The following is a 16,192-nucleotide window of genomic DNA, read 5'->3' on the forward strand; positions in this document are numbered from 1 at the left end:
CGAGGCGACGGCGACCCGATGGACCTCCTGTGCAAGCGTCGATTATGGACTGCGTCTTGCGAGATCCTGCCGCTGCTAGAGTTACTGTATTCATGATACGAAGCCAATTGCGTCCGTCAAATATTGAGGATACTTGACTGTCAAATTCGACTCCGCGAACGTCAACGCCCAGTCTGTCTTGTGGTCAGTCATCCATTTTTCGGTACCCTTTTCAGAGTCCGATATCCCCAACAGCTTACGAAGCTCATTTTCGTCGTTTACCTTCAGAAACTGAGGTTCAAGCGTGTTACCATCCGTAGGATCACTTATAAATACTTCGCGGAGTCCCTCCTTCAGCCAGGGGGCCAGCGACTTACGCCAGTGGTCAGGATTCTTACCATCATTGTCACGGATTGCTGCAGCTTGACGACCAAGTGCGGTGCAGAGCTGAAGTCCACGAGCAAGCGATAGACCGGCCATAGACACTACATCGACGCCGAGTTCGATCGGCGTTTTACCTCCATGGGCGTCCCGGAATGCGCGTTGAAAAACCATCTCATCGGACGGACCTTCGACTAGAATAAGCTTCTGAGCTAGAACAAGCCGAAGAGTGTCGTAACCCGACAGACGTTTGAAGTACTCCACTGTATCGGCGGACAACATGTCGAACTTTGCACGTACCCCACGATGCAGTAGCACCAATTTATTGAGGCCGAGACGGTTCAACACAAACGAACTATGCGTGGTCAGGAAGATTTGACGACTCCCCGCCAGGGTTTCGACGCGAGAAATCAGCTTCGTAAGGCTCGTGTGAGAAAGGTGGTTTTCAGGCTCCTCAATGAGAACAAATGCGGTTTTATCTGCCGATCGGTTCATCGCGAGCGCGACCTTGATTGCAGCTTGCTGCCCCTGGCCAGCCATTGCAAACGGGACATCTGAGACCTGTGGAACTATGCTATTTTCCCACGATGCGCTCGCCGACTGATCCAGATGAAGGCCAATCGGTCGGTCGTAGAGGAGCCGACTCTGCTCCGCTATTCGCGCATTCGCAGATGCTAAGGCATCGGTACTGATTCCATATCGAGCACTCCGATGCGCCACGGAGACTGCGGCTCTCTCTTTCGGCTCGATGAAGTCCGTAATCATCTCGCGTGTCTGATGGTCAACACCCGCCGTGGATCGAATCGTACGAGAATCTACTGTGGCGACACCGAGGCACTTTGGCCGCCGCGTGAGCTTCAAATCGCTGAAGTCTTTCCACTCGACTTCATACCATTCAGTTGGAAGAATATTTGGACGGCTTTCAGCCTTTACATAATCCGTAAACTCTTCACGGTATGAGACAGAGGGGGCGATGCGAATGCGAATACCGGGACATTTCTCTTGAAGAGAGTTGTGAACCCCGAGCATTTCTTGAATGCTGTCGTCGTCATTCGTCAGATAGAGTTCGATCAGAATTTCCGGAGGCGGAAGGGGTGAACCAGTACCAAGCGACTCAAAGTATTCCTTGACCTGCGTTTGGTTGAACCAGTATGGGTTTAGTTCATCCTCCGCCCAACGACCATTTATTCGACCCGTGAGAGCCAGAGAGATCGCTTCAAGTAGCGTAGACTTGCCCGCCTCATTGTCGCCAACGATGATATTCGCACCATCATTAGGCTCTAGTTCAAAGTCCTTGAATAAGCGATAGCCTTTTATAACGATGCGAGTAATCATTCCAACTCCATTGTCTCATGAACTCTTTTTCGCACAAAGCAGACAACAAGATCGCCGAGCTTAACCCCAAACCAACTAACAACAAGCCGAAGAAGGACGAGCTACCCCTTCCGCGTACCCGCACCGAGGATAGACCCCAGAATGACAGCCGTGTCATTCACTCCAGTGAACATGTTCCAATTTTCCCGTCTGTAGACCAGCAGGAGGCTGACGCCACCGCCGGGCAACCGGCATATCTCGTGGTAGGCCAGCTCGAAGGTCGAACAACCGGAGCCAGCTTTCGAAGTTGGACCACAGTCTGTGATTTGCATCACAAATAGGTTTGAGACTCGGCTAGGTCATCTGCGACGTGGTCCTACCGACATTTGTCCTAGTCAACCGATATACCAGCAACCCCGAAGAAGTACGCCGATGCTCTCCAGCCGGATCAGCACAGGATGCCGTGTCGGCGGAACTCGTCTAACTCGCGCGAAGTCGCGGCTGTGCGTCACCTTCGACACCATGAGGGCTATTACCTGCGGCGGTAGTTCCAGCAATTCGATCATGGCTAGCCCAACGATGTGGGCCAAGGTAGGTGCTTCGCACAGCCAGGCGGGCGGTCGATCATCACCTGGCAGGCGCAGGAGGTTGCCCAGTAGCACCAAGACGGGTTTCGCCACCACACTGAAGGCGATGCGCCCCGATGTATCCGCGAGCACCGTCCGTGTCCATACTGACGCTGAACCCACATACCGAGCAGGTGACGCCGAATCCTTAACTCTCCCAACTCATCACAGTAAATCGCTGTTCGTCGATACGATGGACAGACGTCCGCACAGAAATTCAGCCCAGTAGGTGCGGGATTTCACCTTCGATGACGACCGCAGTCAGGTCCGCACCGGCCGCACACTGCAGGCGATGGCCACCCTCCGCAACACCTCGACCAGCCTCATCCGCTGGCCGGCCACACCAACATCGCTGCCGCCCTGCGACATTACGCGCACGACTTCAACCGGACACTCGAACTGTTTGTGACGTGCTGAAACCCAACAATGACAGGGCTCTGGAACCGGACCGACTTCCTACAGAACTTCGGTGAACTGACTGTGGCGAAGGTGCTGCGGGACGCTGATGTGATCATTCGCCCAACGGGCGGACACCGACGATTAGAGCCAGCCTGGCGAACGGAGCCTGGCGACCAGGGAAGAGGTGGAGTGCGGCAAGATGGCTGCATGTCGAATCCGAATGGGCAGTTGTCGATCCGCACCACCGGCAGTCCGGATGACCTTGTCCAGCTTCTGGATTGGTTCGGGCGTGACGACGCCTTGCGCGGACGGGTACGGCTGGAGTCACCTCCGATACAAGACGGCCAGATGGGTGACCTCTACCAGGTACTGACAGTCGCTCTTAGCTCCGGCGGGATCGCGACGGCCCTCGCGGGTGCGCTGAAGACGTGGTTCACCACCCGGCGGTCCGATCTTGTCGTCACCATCTCTCGGCCCGACGGCACCGAGCTGAAAGTTGATGCGAAACACGTGAACTCGCACGAGGTGTTGTCCGATCTGACGGCGTTGGTCGAGCCCCGGGATGCGCCGCAATGACTCGGCGGCCAGATATCGAGGATTCACGAGCGGTACTGATTGGCGTCAGCCGCTACGACGCCCCCGTACAAACCGAGATAGCCGGACAAGCCAACTCCGGTCGCGGACTGCCTCCGATCAAGTCAGTCGCGCACAATCTCACCGATCTTCATCAGCTACTGACTGATGCCGAACAAGGAACCTTCGCCGCCGAGTACTGCACAGTCATCAAGAACCCCAGCGAACAAGGCCAGATTGGTGACGCTGTCACCACAGCAGCCAGCCAGGCCGACGATGTCCTTCTGGTGTATTACAGCGGTCACGGCCTCGTCGACGCCCGCGGTCGCCTGTACTTGTCGTTGACAGGAAGCCGTCCGGACAATATCGCTTGGACCGCGCTGCCCTTCGAGAGGTTGCGCGAGGAGATTGCCTCCAGCCCTGCTGCCATTCGCATCCTGATCCTGGACTGTTGCTTCTCCGGACGCGCGTTCGAGTCCATGAACGCCGAGTACGCGGAGGACGCCGTCATCGGTCAAATCGACATTGCCGGAACGTACACGATCGCGTCTTCCGCAGCGAACGAACCGTCCTTAGCCCCGGCTGGTCAGCGAAACACTGCGTTCACGGCGGCGCTGCTGGCCACAGCTCGTCAGCAACCGGGTCTAACGCTCGATCAGTTGTTTCCCAGCATCGCACGTCACCTTCAGTCCAATGGCCACCCAGTGCCGCACCGCCGAATCATCGACACCGCAGGTGAACTGGTCCTGTTCGGACGTATCCAGCAACCGGGGTTGACCAGCAATTCCCTCACCGTCAATTCCGCTCTCTCTAACGGCGACTACCCCGCTCGCACCCTGGTCACGTCAGTCAATGCCCCGACGCCTCAGGCTGCGGAACCGGTCGTCGAAGAAGCCCGATCCACACCACTCATCTACGCACCTTTGAATGGACCGGTCGAATTCTCATGGGTAGCCGACTGGGCCCAGTCGACAAGGTATCGAAGTTCGGAGAAGACTTATGTCGAGTTGCATGTCCGGTCTTTGCATGACACGCCGATACCCGCTCGGGTGATGCGTTCACTGCCTGAACCGCTGATCGGCGCTCTGCGCTCCACAGGAGCTTTGCGCCCCGAGATCGGTGTAACGCCTACGGCGACCAACGATTCGGTGACAATTGAGTTGCCATTGCGCGAGCCCACCGGATTCAACCATGCCCACCCCAGCGAACTGCGCGGTGTCCGCGTTGACCGCACCGGCCAGTGTTCTGCATGGTGGTCGCTACCGGGGGATTTCCTGGGAGCGATCCTGGATGAGCAGGAACTGACAGCAATGATTGCCAGAAATCTTCGAGTGCTCGGCGCAGTGGGCCCAGCGGAAGTGATGGACTCCTCGGATCGAAAGCAGTACCTCGTCGCGATCGGGTTGGGTGGGCCCACAATGAAGGTCACTGAGGGAAAAGTGACAGGTGAACCCCGCGACAGAGCGAGCTTCGGTCGGCTCGGTGACCGTGTCGTACGGGTCGATCCGGACGAAAGCGTTTCCGGCGCAGCCCTCGATGAAGGAGCAAACCAAATGGCCCAAGTCTTGGCGGAGGGTCTACTCGAAGCGTTCCGTCGAGCTCGATGATGAATAGTCCCGCCATGAAGCGTCTACCTGGACATAGAGGGAGTGGACGACGATCAGCTTCGGCAGCCATTCGCTGATCTGCACGACGTCGCTGACACCCGTCGAGTCTGGCAGATAGGGCACCTCACGAGCAATCAAGCGACTGCACCCGTTCGACAATCCGCTGTGGCAACTCCGCCGCCGTCAGCCGGTAGCTTGACCACTTGTCGTGACTGTCCACACTGGCCGACGCGGAGAACCGCAGTGTGCCTTGTGAAGTCGGCGTTCCCTTGAGTCGGTCGAAATCCCGGCTGGGCACCAGCCACGCCGCGCTGAGCGTGCCGTGCTCGATATCTACCAGGATGAACAGGAGATCCAGGTCGTTTCTCGGCCGGAATGTCGCCTGGCGGATCTGTGCCTGCAGCCGGCCGCGGGCCGCCACCGATCCGTCCGACATACGTGCCTTGACCTGCACTGCCAGCGTCGCAGTGTGATCGCGCAGGTGGAACACCAGGTCGACGCCTTCGTCATCGACGATCGTGGTGGAGACATTCAGTTGGCCTCGGGTGGCCAGGATGCAGATCGCCGCGACCAGGTACTCGGCCGCTTTGCCCATGCGAGCGGAATCGGCGGACTTCTCCAGATAGCTGGGGCGTTCGTCCGTGGCGGCCTCTTCCTGCGCGTCATCGAAGCTGCCCGGATCCCCTGTTTCGCCGGTGGCGCCCGGCGGAGAGCCGTTCATCGGACCATGCTTGCGACATGTGCAAAGGCGGCTGCGATGTCGTCGCGGTTCCGGCGACCGGTGTCTTTGTCGACCTGGTTGATCGACAGGGGACCTGGGTGCGCGGTGAACAGAACATCGGCACCATGAAACCGTCGGTGGTTCTTTCCGACTGAGGCTTCCCAGGCTGGCCAGGTTTGCGACTTACCCATGACAATGACGGCTGCGAGGTCACCGGGCAGAAGGTCGACCACTTCATCAAGGTAGGGCCGTGCACGCCGCGCCTCAGATCCCAATGTGCGCCGGCCTTTCGCGGGATTGGCGACCCACCACGGAATGACGTTCCACGGCACGTAATCGGCGTACTGGAGGGATGTTTCCTCGCACAGCTTGTACACGTTGTGCGCAGTCTGGTCGTTGTTGTGCAGGCTGATGAAACCGGACTCGCCGTCCGCTGCGCCGGAGGGATCTTGCAGCAGCATTAGCACTTTCGCTCCGTCCGATGCTGCCCGGGGATCGAAGTACGGCACGCTCTCACCGGTCGCGGTGCGGACATCGTCCACCCACCGGTTCAGCTCACCGATGGGGCCGTCGTAGCGCTCGGCCATCCGATCCTCGACGTTCCGGGGCGTCATGACCTTGCTCAGCAGTTCACCGCGGTCGTAAGCGATTCGGTTCTTCACACCACGGTAGGAGGGAGGTGCCATGCCGGATGTGTCGGCGGTTGCATGGATGTCGTTAGCACAGCCGAGTTCCAACGGCGTCACCGACGAATGGATGGAAGCCGGAAGCCGCCGGAATTCTTGAGCCGGCAGATCTACTCGTACGGATCGTCTGTCGCGAAGAAGCGGCGCTTGCAGGTAAGGAAGTTACTCTCGCAGTTGCCAATTCAGGCATGCCTTCGACTCGGCCAATCGCGAGAGGCAACGCGTTGCCCTCGCTTGCTCGACATGTCAGGGTGGAAACGTCATAGCGACAATATATTTCGGGGGAGGCAAGGCGATGGCGAGTACTCATTGCCACGAGCGCATCGACCGCTGGGACGATCATCTGGACGACAACTACACGTTCATGATCGCCGTGCGGGACGTGGTCGGGAACCGGCGGCGGCTGTATGCGGGCACCGTTCAGATCGACGGCACGTGCGGCATGATCGACGTCGCCGCGAAGGCTGACCTCGAGGTTAGCGACGACATCATCAGCTACTCACTGCCGTTCGATGCCACTCAGACTGTTGACGACATGGATTCGGTGTCCGGTGATCGGTTTGGCATCATTCCGATGATCGCTGTTCCAACCGTCCTGTTCGATGGGGCGAGTCTGACCCATGAAACATCCGGTCGTCTTACCGAACAGCGCATCCCGCACGCCTGGAAGATCTCGCGCGCCAACCGCACGGTCGTCACCCGAGACCCGGTCAGTAGCTATGTCACGAAGGTGGAAAGCTACCGGCACGCCGAGCTGATCGGCGTGCGATCGCTGGTCAGAATCCCGGCGCCGTAACAAGAGGTCATGGTGCAGATGACGACAAGGCCGCGAGACTCAGCAGCGATTGGACCGCCATCGTTGGACTCGCTACGCAAGCGGTGATTCCAAGCCGAGGCGTTTGCCACTTGGACTAAATCCGACTCGCGTTGATGCCATCACAATCTGCTGGGACAACTCAGATGCCTTGTCCTGGTAGGCCGGATCGCGTACTCCCATGAGGGTTAGCCGAAAGATCAGAGTCGGCCACAGGTAGAGGGCGGTGCGGACCCGGCCGCAACACCGACAACGAAGCGTCGCTCTGAACCCATGCCCGAGAAACGGCGGGCCGCCACGAGTTCGACGTCTTCGGCGTGCCACGACCGAGGATGTCGGTGGAGCGGCGATATCACGCGGCGGCCTCCGTAGGGGTGGCTGACTTTGCCCGGTCGGCGTTCGCGATCTGCTCCAGCCACGCCACAATCCGGCGAGCCTCGTTGTTGCCGCGGAGCGCTTGATGCAGACGGGCGAAGAGTCCCGAACTCTGGTAGCCCCTGTAGCCCTGGTAGGCGGACGAGGGGCGACCGTAGCGGGCCGGCACCTCTGTCCAGCGAACATCGTGGGACAGCTTGAACCGGATGCCATTGAGCATGCGGCGCTTGGCCTCCAACTCGCGGTTGGATCGCGGAAAGCTGCCGTACCTGTTCCGGCTTAGCCCGAAGTGCGGCACCATGAGTCGCCACTCCTCATCGGTCAGATCGGATTCGGCCCCAACAACGTCCTCCCACACATGCAGTAGCTCACCCGGTGTCAGCGCGTGAACCAGGTCGGCGGGTCCAAGGTGACGGTTGTTCCAGGATGTCACCTGAACGGGCAGAAGATCGAATCGTCTACTGCTGCGGACGATCTCACTCCAGCTGATGTTTTCCATGTGTGAGTCCAGCCAGTTGTCGGCGTCGAGGCGTTCGTCTTCGGATGGCCACTCGTCGAAGTCGCCAATGAGTTGGCGAAGGGTAGGTACCGCCGCGACCGCAGCATTGCGGACCGCTATAGCAACCTCCCAGGGTTGTGACTCAAGCACTTCGTCGACCAGGGCGGCCTTGTTGGTGCCATCGACTGGTCCTCCGTCTGAGATGAGCAGCCTGTCACTAACATCAGCTGGAAGTTCGCGATGCAGGTAGTCCCGCACGGCAACGCGAAGCTCATCGGTCCATTCCTGAACATCAAACTCGACATCGCCGCCATCCATGTTGTATTCGTAGATATTCCCGAATCGGGGATCGAGGTGGATAGCGAGAATTTCGTATTTATTGTATTGCTCTTCCATTCACTCCTGATTTTGACTTGATTAGGCAATCGAGTCAACCATTTGAGGTACTCACCGTTGGAGGCTGAGCTGTTTTGTGGTATAAATAGAAAGAAGTATGACTGTTTACAACCCTTATCCGTTTTCCCCGTTACCGCTAAGTCGATTGGAAGATATTCGGCCCGCAACGCTGAAAGTGGCACTGAAACACCTCATGAGCCATCCGGTTCCGAGCGGCTCGGTGGAGAGATATTTCCGGGATACGCTGCACTTGTCGAATGATGCCAGCATTGCAATGCTTGCGTTCTTGCAGGTGATCGGCATGGTCATAGAAATGGGACAGCCGACTCCCCGATGGGCAGCGCTGGCGTCCGATTTGATCGAGCCTGCCCCGGGGGCACACAAGGAGCCTATACAGCGGCTACTCAAGAAGACACAGCGGCAGTTCCTGCGCGACATCGTCGAGGAGGCGTTCGCGGCACCGGACGGCACGCCCGCTGGACGCGCCTTAGCCGATCGCTCTGACCAGAAGGATCGCGTGGCCTGGTTTGTTGACGTCCACGGACTGGATGCAGACACGACTGCGGTGTATGCCGAACGGATCTACCGGACAGTGCAGGAACTGCTGAATGCGTCGGCCGAAGGTCATCCGCCGGGAATCTAGACATCCACCATCCACGCCGGAGATAGCTCCGAATACTTCACGGTTGCCCGCGCCCAACGGGTGACTGTGCGGATACGGGTGCCGCCGGAGGGGCCGACTCTCCGGCGCGACGGTCGCCAGGCATCCGGGATCTCGATGGTAAGAATATTGCCACGCTTCGGCGCGCAGGTGGACTGACGCAAGAACAGCTGGCCGAACAGTCAGATCTGGCGGTCACGACGATCGCGTCAATCGAGCAGGGCAAGCGCTGGGCCAGATTGACCACGCTCCAACGGCTGGCAAAAGCGCTGCGAGTCAAAACCGACGAGCTGCTCAAGGGACTTTAAGCCAGCACTTCCGCATCGTTGCTGGTGCTCGCATCATCGGACGGCGTCGCAGAGCGCCAGAACATCGGCGTACGCGCATAGGGTGCCGAAGTCGCAGTCGTGAAACAGCTCCGTCTCGGCAGGGCGGCTCTTGTCCCGGCCGACAGCCGGAGTCCACGGATTGAGCTGCTGCCCGTCCGACACAGCACCGGCGTATCTCAGCAGGCGCCACTCAATACTGCACAGACCCGACGAGCGCCGACGATCATCGCGGATGTCACTGACCAAGCAGGAATACCACTGGTCCACTACCGACCAGCCATACCAGCGGCGATATTCGCGCCGATGGGACGCGAGCCGTGTGCGCCAGTTCGAGGTCTTCCCGACCTTGACCCACCCGGAGTCGAACTCGACGACGTACAGGTGACCATAATCAGGATCAGGCGGATAGACCTCACCCCAGATGATGTCGTCTTCGTCGTCAGGAAACAAGATCTCGCCGATCTCCAGGTCGCGGTAGCTCACGTGACAATGACAGCAGCTGCGAAGCGGCGGCGCCAGGGCCAATCACATGAGAGCCGGGATGACAGGGGCTATTTACCTACACTGCGGACATGAAGCATTGGAATACCCATACAGATGACCAATTTGCCACTACTTATCAGATCGGGCTAGGGTTTTTCTTTGCTGTATTCATGACAAACGAAGGGGCACCGCATGGCACGCAAGGTCGTTGTCGAGTTGGTTGATGACTACGACGGTAAGTCCCAGGCCGAGGAAACGGTCTTTTTCGGCTTGGATGGCGTTACCTACGAGATGGATCTATCTGTACTGAACGGCAGCAACCTACGGGGCTTCTTTGAGCAGTGGACCCCCCACGCCCGCAAGGTTGGACGCGCACCGCGGGGCAAGAGCATCACCCCACGGCCGGCGGCCGAGCGGGATCGGTCTGCTGCCATCCGTGAGTGGGCGCGCAAGAAGGGTATGGAGGTGTCGAGCCGCGGGCGAATCTCAGCGGAAGTGGTTGAGGCATACAAGAAAGCGAATCGCTAGCTTTGAATCCACGGTCGCCCATGGACCTCGTCCGAAATCGCGAGAGACGTTTGTAAGGGTGCCCTCGTGCGTTGGCTTGAATGAGCAAACATAGGTAATCACGGATGCGGCGGCTGGTGAGCTCGCGCGGAACAACGGCCCTGACCTGCCTCTCCCGCTGATTGCTCACTCCGATGCCACCAGCACTGCCATCAAGCCAACCACGAGTGCAACAATGTGTTGGGGCCGATGTATGGGCGGCCGATTGGGAGGGTTCATGAGCGGCACCGCAAGCGACTCGGCTGACCCAGAAGCCGGTTTCCTCATGTGGCTTAACGGCTCTCGCGGTCCACAGCTGGGTCAACGGGGGGCTGTGATCAAAAAGGGTCGAGACGTTATGAAGACGGTCGACTTGAGCCACTATGGCAACCCGGCCGACGGCGAAATTAGAAAACGGACCCTCCGGTTCCGAACGATCGACGTCCGCGGCAACAGGGCTGTTGACTTCGACGACGGTAAGACAGACAAGAATGCATGGTTCTGCGAAAACGACGAAATAGAGAAGCTGCTTGCCTTCCTGCATACAGACGTCGCGCGCACTGGCCGCTATCAAGTTGTAGATATAGATTCACCCGGCGCAGCGTTGATCGATTTGTTGCAGAGCAGCGAGGTTGATCCCCAGGTCATCGTCGAAGCATTGGTACGACATGCCAACATAGACCAGATAGTCAGTCTTATCGCAAGCAGTGACATAGGCATGTCCGCAGCTCAGTCGGCCGTGCTCGAAAGCCGCCGCAATCTTGTCGCTCAACTGCGTCAACTTGTTGATAGCCCAGGCAGCACGGAAACCGAAATCCAGAGGTTGATCGGCAACGCCTATTGGGTTTTCGGAGGGCGGTACGTCGGTGTCGCCGAACGGCGATCATTCATCGCGCTCGATCAAACAGATATACCCCTTCTCGGCGCAGATGGCACGCTGCATATCGTGGAACTAAAAGGCCCAGACATTGACAAGCTCATCGTCAGACATCGCAATCACTGGATCGTTGGTCCCGCAGTCCACGAAGCGACAGCGCAAGCCATGAATTACCTGCGCAGCCTCGATGAGCACGGTAGCGGTCTCTCAACGATGTACAACTACGAACTGGGCCAGAAGTACGATATGAGCCGCGTATTCGCGACGGTGGTGATAGGTCACTCTGATCATCACCGTCCCGCCGATGCTGAACGCGAGGTTGTCGCGCGAACCCTACGGCAATACACAGCAGGACTCAATCGGGTTGAAGTGATCACGTACGACCAGCTCGTCGACGCGGCCGAACGTGCCCTTTTGTTCGAGCACCATTCAGCTACCACCCCTTCACTGCAGCAACTGTAATTATGGTGACGCCGCGAAGCGGTGCTTACATTTCCGGCTTGGTCTTAGCGATCAATTCCTCCCACGTCTTTGCCTGCCGGATGTGGGTTTCGGTCGCGAAGACATACCGCCATGTACCAAAACGACCGTCGTCGCGCACGAAGCGGGCCCATTCCTCAGCAGCCTTCTTTTTGTCGATAACATCGATGTCGCGAGCGGCACCGTCCGATTTACCTTCGACTACCCAGAACACGCCTCCGGTGTCGAGCACGACGAAGTCCGGATAGTACTTCTTCCCATTTTCCCGCTCGATCCACACATCACCAGGCTCGTAGATCCGCAACCACCACTCGACATGCGGGGAGTTGTCGAACATCTGGGCAAGCGTGAATTCGGTGCTCTTGGCGTCGAAGTTTGCGAACGGCTGAATCGATCGCGTCCATCCGCCGTACCACCTGTTCTTGTTGAACTCGTCCCAGCGGCTGGCTGTGTCGCTTGGCATTGCCCGGCGAATCGGTACTTCGACGGGAGTATACGACCACTGGGGCTGAAGCCGTCGATTCTGGTAGCTGGTACGAATGAGCTCAGCGATGGCCTTTACTGCCTGATCGGTGCGGCGCTCGCTCCACAGCGCCTCATCATCGTCGGTGACGCCAGCGCCAAGTAGAAATTCCCTCGCGATGCGCTGCGCTGCATTGAGCTCCTGCATCTCTTCGGGGACAAGCCCGAGGTTCCAGATCCGATTCTCTATGTCTTTCCGTACGTCGGCGACGGGGACATACTTCTGCGTCGCGTCCTCGTCGTCTACCTGTTGTGTTCGAACGACAGCCTTGCCGTGCATATCGCGTTCCGCGATGAGTGCCTGTCGCTTCAGGTGCACTGGGAACTCATGTTGAAAGCCAGCACCGACTGCCTGGGCAGCCGAGTTTTCGATATAGCTGAGTGAGAATTGGACTGGCGCGGTCTCGCGCTCGCGCCGAGGAAAATTGATCGACGGCGCGTCTTTGACCTTGTATAGGACCTTGTTGGCGGCGGCTTGGTCCTTGTCGAGCTGCTCGTTGGCTGCCTCGATCGAGGCGAGGATTAGGAACTCAGACCCATCCACCAGGTCACCGTTGTTGATTCGCGCCGGGCCGACCAGGTGCAGCTCGCCGTTCTGCTCGATCTCGGTGACATCCGGTCGGCCGTTGCCGAACGGCAAAGGTGTCGGCTCGCCGACTGACGGAGGGGAAGGGGTCGGTTCAGGCGCAGTCGGGACGAGCTGCTCTAGCAGCGCGTTCTTGTTCGACAGCAAGCGACGGTATGAGTCGTGGGCCACCAGGTCGACGTGGTCAATCGCCGCGATGCCGACACGCGATCCGAATGGCAACCGCAGTCCGCGTCCGAGCACCTGCTCGGTGAGAGTACTCGACGCTAATGCTCGGTAGCCCACGATGACGCCGATGTTCTTGACGTCCCAGCCTTCCTTCAACATGTTCACACTGACAACCGCGCGAACACGCGAATCGGGAGATTCGACGGCCGCCAGTTGGGCAAGCGCTTTGTCGCTCGACTCGGATGTCACAAGCAGGACTTGGCCGGCGCCAGGCAGATAGCCCTCGCGGGTGAGGATGTTGGCAACCTTCTCAGCATCTTTGATGTCCTGGCACACAACGAACAGCACCGGGCTGATCTGAGCGTGGCCGTTCTGCGCGGACCACGAGTGCCACACGACCTCCTTGCGGGCGCGCAGAAGACAAGCGTCGGACAGTTGCGTCTCGATGTCCTTTTGGCCGTCTTCGCGGTACACGATGACAGGCGTCTTAACCAACCCGTCAGCGATGGCCTCGGCCAGGCTGTAGTGGAAGACAACCTTGTTCACGTCGGCCTCGTCGGGGGTAGCCGTGAGGCCCACGAGAGCTCTGGGATTGAGTTCACGCACTGCCGCGCCAAAGGCTTTCGCCTTCTCCCGGTACACATGGTGTTCGTCGGCAATGACAACCAGATCGTCAACATCGCGGAGATGGTCGTAGAGTCCCTGGCCAATGAACTCATCGGTATCTCGGGTCTTACGTGACGTCTTGACAGATGGTTTGGTCAGCTGTTGGACATTGAAGATGAAGACCTTCAGGACCGTCTCATCGTGGAGCGCATCACCGACTTGACCGCGAGAGAAGTTATCTGCGGTGATCAGCAGCGGCTGGTACTCGGCGCCCGGTACGAACTTGGGATGGCCGGGCGTGAAGTTGTCAACAGTCTTGTTCTGGATGGTGCTACCTGGCGTCACGATCAGGATATTGCGGACGCCTTGGGCCGCCAGGTAGTCGATCAGGGCCGCAGCGAGGTACGTCTTACCTACTCCGGTCGCGAGATCACAGACAACCTCACGACCTGAACCTTCTTGGATCGCCTCGGCGACTCTCGCGAGCCCTACTGCATTGGGCTTCCGAAGGTCCATCCGCGCTCTGATCTCCTCGATCAAAGCGACGTCGTAGGGCAACCACATCATCGCACAACCCTCCCCTGACGAACCAGATCCCGCGGTGCCTTGAGTAAACGCGAACCCGTGCTGAGCTCCTTAAGAACATCTGCTGTCCCTGGAGCTATCGCCTTAGCGATAACTGTCACCCGCTCGTCCTCCCCTAAATGCGACACGATCGCTCGCACCACCACGTCGTCCGCAACGCCGTCGACGACTGCGAGACGAGTCCTTCCCTTTATGCCTGAAAATGGCTTTTCTATTTGATAGGTAAAACCCAGCTGTGCTGCTACCGCTTGCGCGAACTCTTCGCCTTTGGCCCAATCTGCGAGTAATATCCGCTGGTCGGCATATTCGTAGAGTGAAGGGCCGACGACCATTGTCCGGAACCCTCCTCCGCCGGTCCACCCCGTTGCTTTAGTAACGCCGCCCGGATCGCTTCCACAAACAACCTTCTCGAGCCGAGGCCGGGTATAGGTCTCGAAAGTAGACTCTGATAATTCCACTCCGACCCATCGTCGGCCCATTTTGTGCGCAACTGCCGCCGTCGTACCTGAGCCCGTAAAGCAATCCAGCACGATATCTCCGGGATTGGTGGCGATATGAATCACGCGTTGCATAAGCCGCTCAGGCTTCGGTGTCGCGAAAACATCACCCACGAGTGAGCGCACTTCCTCTTTTCCGTTACGGACAAAACCAACCTCTTCCGGGTGCCAAACCGAGGAAGGAACTCGACCGCCTTTTACCTCAGACAGGTAGCGCTTGAGGTAGGGTCGACTTGTCCCATCCGGCCCCCAGAAAATCCGCCCATCAGCATCTAGTCTCTGCAGCTCTTCTTCAGAAACGCGCCAGAAGCTACCCGACGGAGGGCCGCTAATGCGACGTCCACTTGGAGTGGTTATCGGATACAGTCCCTTGGAATAGTAATTTCGGGCCGCTAAATCGCCGCGACGCCACGGTCCGCGAGGATCTTCATCGGGATTGGTATAAGCCGCATCCATTTCATCGGTGCGCGGCAGTTGATTAAATGAGCTGAGTGCAAGGTCTTTTGTGTAGCACAATATAAAGTCATGATCAGCCGACAGATGTGTAGCCGTATTCCGTGGATCATTCCTCCGCTTCCAGATGATGGAAGTAACAAAATTTCCCCGGCCGAAGATCTCGTCCATCAACACTCTGCAATATGCCATCTCGGCGTCATCGAGGTGCACCCAAACTGAGCCATCAACTGCAAGTAATTCGCGGATCAGCAGCAGGCGTTCACGCATCATGCCAAGCCACACAGAATGCTCTAGTGCATCCTCGTAGTGCTCGAATGCTTGGCCGGTATTAAAGGGCGGATCGATGTAGACGAGCTTGACCTTGCCGCGGTACTGCTTGGCATACTCGGGTATACGCACGAGTGCATGAAGAGCGTCGTAGCTGTCGCCCTGGATGAGGAGGTTGTCATCTGGTGCGCCGTCTCCCGAGGCACCGGCGCTGTGGAGTAGGCGCACCTCGGTGACCCGGGGGTTGTCACGATCGACCCATGTGTAGCCACCTTGGTCGTCCGACACAAGAGCTTGGTCCTTGTTGACCCATGACAATGTCAGCCGACCGGCCATGAATTCCCCTTCGCTCGTTGTGGCTTGCCGCCCAACAGTAGCCGGTGGTGCCGACAACATCTCAAGGTGATCGGTGACGTTCATGTGCGCCGACCGCGAGATCGGCAACGGCGTCGACTGATTTGAGTCATGCGACCACTCGCGCATGCTATGGAGCGCCGGGTACGCTCGTGATCCTGGAGACGTGGCAGAGCGGCCGAATGCACTCGCCTTGAAAGCGAGAGTCGCGTGAGCGACCGGGGGTTCAAATCCCTCCGTCTCCGCGACAGTTGCTCCAGCGGCAGGAACGTGGGCACGGATCACCGTTCAGGAGCGACTGTGGCTCCCAACGATGACGAGCTGATCTTGTCAGCTCCGGTTTGGTGACCGCGTCACCCTGTTCTACAGCGGCCGTGTCGTAGCGTGGTCGACGACGCACTTGTG

General features: G+C 58.5%; 14 protein-coding genes and 1 tRNA gene. 8 read left to right on the forward strand and 7 right to left on the reverse strand.

Annotated features, from left to right (window positions below; genetic code table 11):
* Window positions 1-90: 90 nt before the first annotated feature.
* A complete protein-coding gene (locus ON44_RS24950; RefSeq protein ID WP_040694320.1) occupies window positions 91-1,695 on the reverse strand; it encodes an ATP-dependent nuclease in 1,605 nt (534 codons plus the stop codon).
* A 1,211-nt stretch (window positions 1,696-2,906) separates the two neighbouring features.
* Between ON44_RS24950 and ON44_RS24960 the strand changes: the two genes are divergently transcribed.
* Window positions 2,907-3,275 (forward strand): effector-associated constant component EACC1, encoded by a 369-nt coding sequence (locus ON44_RS24960; RefSeq protein WP_040694324.1) that lies wholly within the window; start codon window positions 2,907-2,909, stop codon window positions 3,273-3,275.
* A complete protein-coding gene (locus ON44_RS47050; RefSeq protein ID WP_051182413.1) occupies window positions 3,272-4,879 on the forward strand; it encodes a caspase family protein in 1,608 nt (535 codons plus the stop codon). Before ON44_RS24960 ends, ON44_RS47050 begins: the two co-directional genes overlap by 4 nt.
* 124 nt (window positions 4,880-5,003) lie before the next feature.
* On the opposite strand, the gene ON44_RS24970 is transcribed toward ON44_RS47050, so the two are convergent.
* Both ON44_RS24970 and ON44_RS47055 read right to left on the reverse strand, forming a co-directional pair.
* Window positions 5,004-5,600 (reverse strand): hypothetical protein, encoded by a 597-nt coding sequence (locus ON44_RS24970; RefSeq protein ID WP_245567321.1) that lies wholly within the window; start codon window positions 5,598-5,600, stop codon window positions 5,004-5,006.
* Window positions 5,597-6,346 (reverse strand): uracil-DNA glycosylase family protein, encoded by a 750-nt coding sequence (locus tag ON44_RS47055; RefSeq protein WP_051182414.1) that lies wholly within the window; start codon window positions 6,344-6,346, stop codon window positions 5,597-5,599. The genes ON44_RS24970 and ON44_RS47055 overlap by 4 nt, the downstream gene beginning before the upstream one ends.
* Window positions 6,347-6,650: 304 nt before the next feature.
* On the opposite strand from ON44_RS47055, the gene ON44_RS24980 reads away from it, so the two are divergent.
* On the forward strand, window positions 6,651-7,082 hold the full coding sequence (locus tag ON44_RS24980; protein WP_157187298.1) for a hypothetical protein: 432 nt from the start codon (window positions 6,651-6,653) through the stop codon (window positions 7,080-7,082).
* 370 nt (window positions 7,083-7,452) lie between these two features.
* Here the strand turns inward: ON44_RS24980 and ON44_RS24985 are convergent, their stop codons facing one another.
* Window positions 7,453-8,370 carry a transposase gene (locus ON44_RS24985; RefSeq protein WP_040694328.1) on the reverse strand — a complete coding sequence of 306 codons (918 nt, stop codon included), beginning with the start codon at window positions 8,368-8,370 and terminating at the stop codon, window positions 7,453-7,455.
* A gap of 97 nt (window positions 8,371-8,467) precedes the next feature.
* Here ON44_RS24985 and ON44_RS24990 point away from each other — a divergent pair, with 97 nt between their 5' ends.
* Window positions 8,468-9,013, forward strand: a complete 546-nt coding sequence (locus tag ON44_RS24990) for a hypothetical protein (RefSeq protein ID WP_157187299.1) — start codon at window positions 8,468-8,470, stop codon at window positions 9,011-9,013.
* A 146-nt stretch (window positions 9,014-9,159) separates the two neighbouring features.
* On the forward strand, window positions 9,160-9,339 hold the full coding sequence (locus ON44_RS54085) for a helix-turn-helix domain-containing protein (RefSeq protein WP_444543894.1): 180 nt from the start codon (window positions 9,160-9,162) through the stop codon (window positions 9,337-9,339).
* Between the two features lie 33 nt (window positions 9,340-9,372).
* On the opposite strand, the gene ON44_RS24995 is transcribed toward ON44_RS54085, so the two are convergent.
* On the reverse strand, window positions 9,373-9,843 hold the full coding sequence (locus ON44_RS24995) for a GIY-YIG nuclease family protein (RefSeq protein ID WP_040694335.1): 471 nt from the start codon (window positions 9,841-9,843) through the stop codon (window positions 9,373-9,375).
* 192 nt (window positions 9,844-10,035) lie between these two features.
* Between ON44_RS24995 and ON44_RS25000 the strand changes: the two genes are divergently transcribed.
* Entirely contained in the window at window positions 10,036-10,371 is a 336-nt protein-coding gene (locus tag ON44_RS25000; RefSeq protein ID WP_040694337.1) for a histone-like nucleoid-structuring protein Lsr2, read from the forward strand.
* A gap of 256 nt (window positions 10,372-10,627) precedes the next feature.
* Complete coding sequence (locus tag ON44_RS47060; protein WP_157187300.1) at window positions 10,628-11,728, forward strand: Shedu anti-phage system protein SduA domain-containing protein; 1,101 nt, start codon at window positions 10,628-10,630, stop codon at window positions 11,726-11,728.
* 25 nt (window positions 11,729-11,753) lie between these two features.
* Here ON44_RS47060 and ON44_RS25010 read toward each other — a convergent pair whose 3' ends face one another.
* The gene (locus tag ON44_RS25010) at window positions 11,754-14,195 is read right to left on the reverse strand and encodes a DEAD/DEAH box helicase (protein ID WP_040694339.1); all 2,442 of its coding nucleotides are present in this window, start codon (window positions 14,193-14,195) and stop codon (window positions 11,754-11,756) included.
* The gene (locus ON44_RS48560) at window positions 14,192-15,853 is read right to left on the reverse strand and encodes a site-specific DNA-methyltransferase (RefSeq protein ID WP_245567322.1); all 1,662 of its coding nucleotides are present in this window, start codon (window positions 15,851-15,853) and stop codon (window positions 14,192-14,194) included. Before ON44_RS48560 ends, ON44_RS25010 begins: the two co-directional genes overlap by 4 nt.
* A 94-nt stretch (window positions 15,854-15,947) precedes the next feature.
* Between ON44_RS48560 and ON44_RS25020 the strand changes: the two genes are divergently transcribed.
* Window positions 15,948-16,032: transfer RNA gene (locus tag ON44_RS25020), tRNA-Ser, on the forward strand.
* Window positions 16,033-16,192 lie beyond the last annotated feature (160 nt).

This window comes from Nocardia vinacea NBRC 16497, assembly GCF_000308835.1.
In the GTDB taxonomy this organism is placed as follows: Bacteria; Actinomycetota; Actinomycetes; order Mycobacteriales; family Mycobacteriaceae; genus Nocardia; species Nocardia vinacea.

Coding starts and splice junctions, on each gene's coding strand:
- ON44_RS24950 (WP_040694320.1), bottom strand. CDS start 1,695: ATGATTACTCGCATCGTTATAAAAGGCTATCGCTTATTCAAGGACTTT.
- ON44_RS24985 (WP_040694328.1), bottom strand. CDS start 8,370: ATGGAAGAGCAATACAATAAATACGAAATTCTCGCTATCCACCTCGAT.
- ON44_RS47050 (WP_051182413.1), top strand. CDS start 3,272: ATGACTCGGCGGCCAGATATCGAGGATTCACGAGCGGTACTGATTGGC.
- ON44_RS47060 (WP_157187300.1), top strand. CDS start 10,628: ATGAGCGGCACCGCAAGCGACTCGGCTGACCCAGAAGCCGGTTTCCTC.
- ON44_RS48560 (WP_245567322.1), bottom strand. CDS start 15,853: ATGAACGTCACCGATCACCTTGAGATGTTGTCGGCACCACCGGCTACT.
- ON44_RS24970 (WP_245567321.1), bottom strand. CDS start 5,600: ATGAACGGCTCTCCGCCGGGCGCCACCGGCGAAACAGGGGATCCGGGC.
- ON44_RS25000 (WP_040694337.1), top strand. CDS start 10,036: ATGGCACGCAAGGTCGTTGTCGAGTTGGTTGATGACTACGACGGTAAG.
- ON44_RS24960 (WP_040694324.1), top strand. CDS start 2,907: ATGTCGAATCCGAATGGGCAGTTGTCGATCCGCACCACCGGCAGTCCG.
- ON44_RS24990 (WP_157187299.1), top strand. CDS start 8,468: ATGACTGTTTACAACCCTTATCCGTTTTCCCCGTTACCGCTAAGTCGA.
- ON44_RS24980 (WP_157187298.1), top strand. CDS start 6,651: ATGATCGCCGTGCGGGACGTGGTCGGGAACCGGCGGCGGCTGTATGCG.
- ON44_RS25010 (WP_040694339.1), bottom strand. CDS start 14,195: ATGATGTGGTTGCCCTACGACGTCGCTTTGATCGAGGAGATCAGAGCG.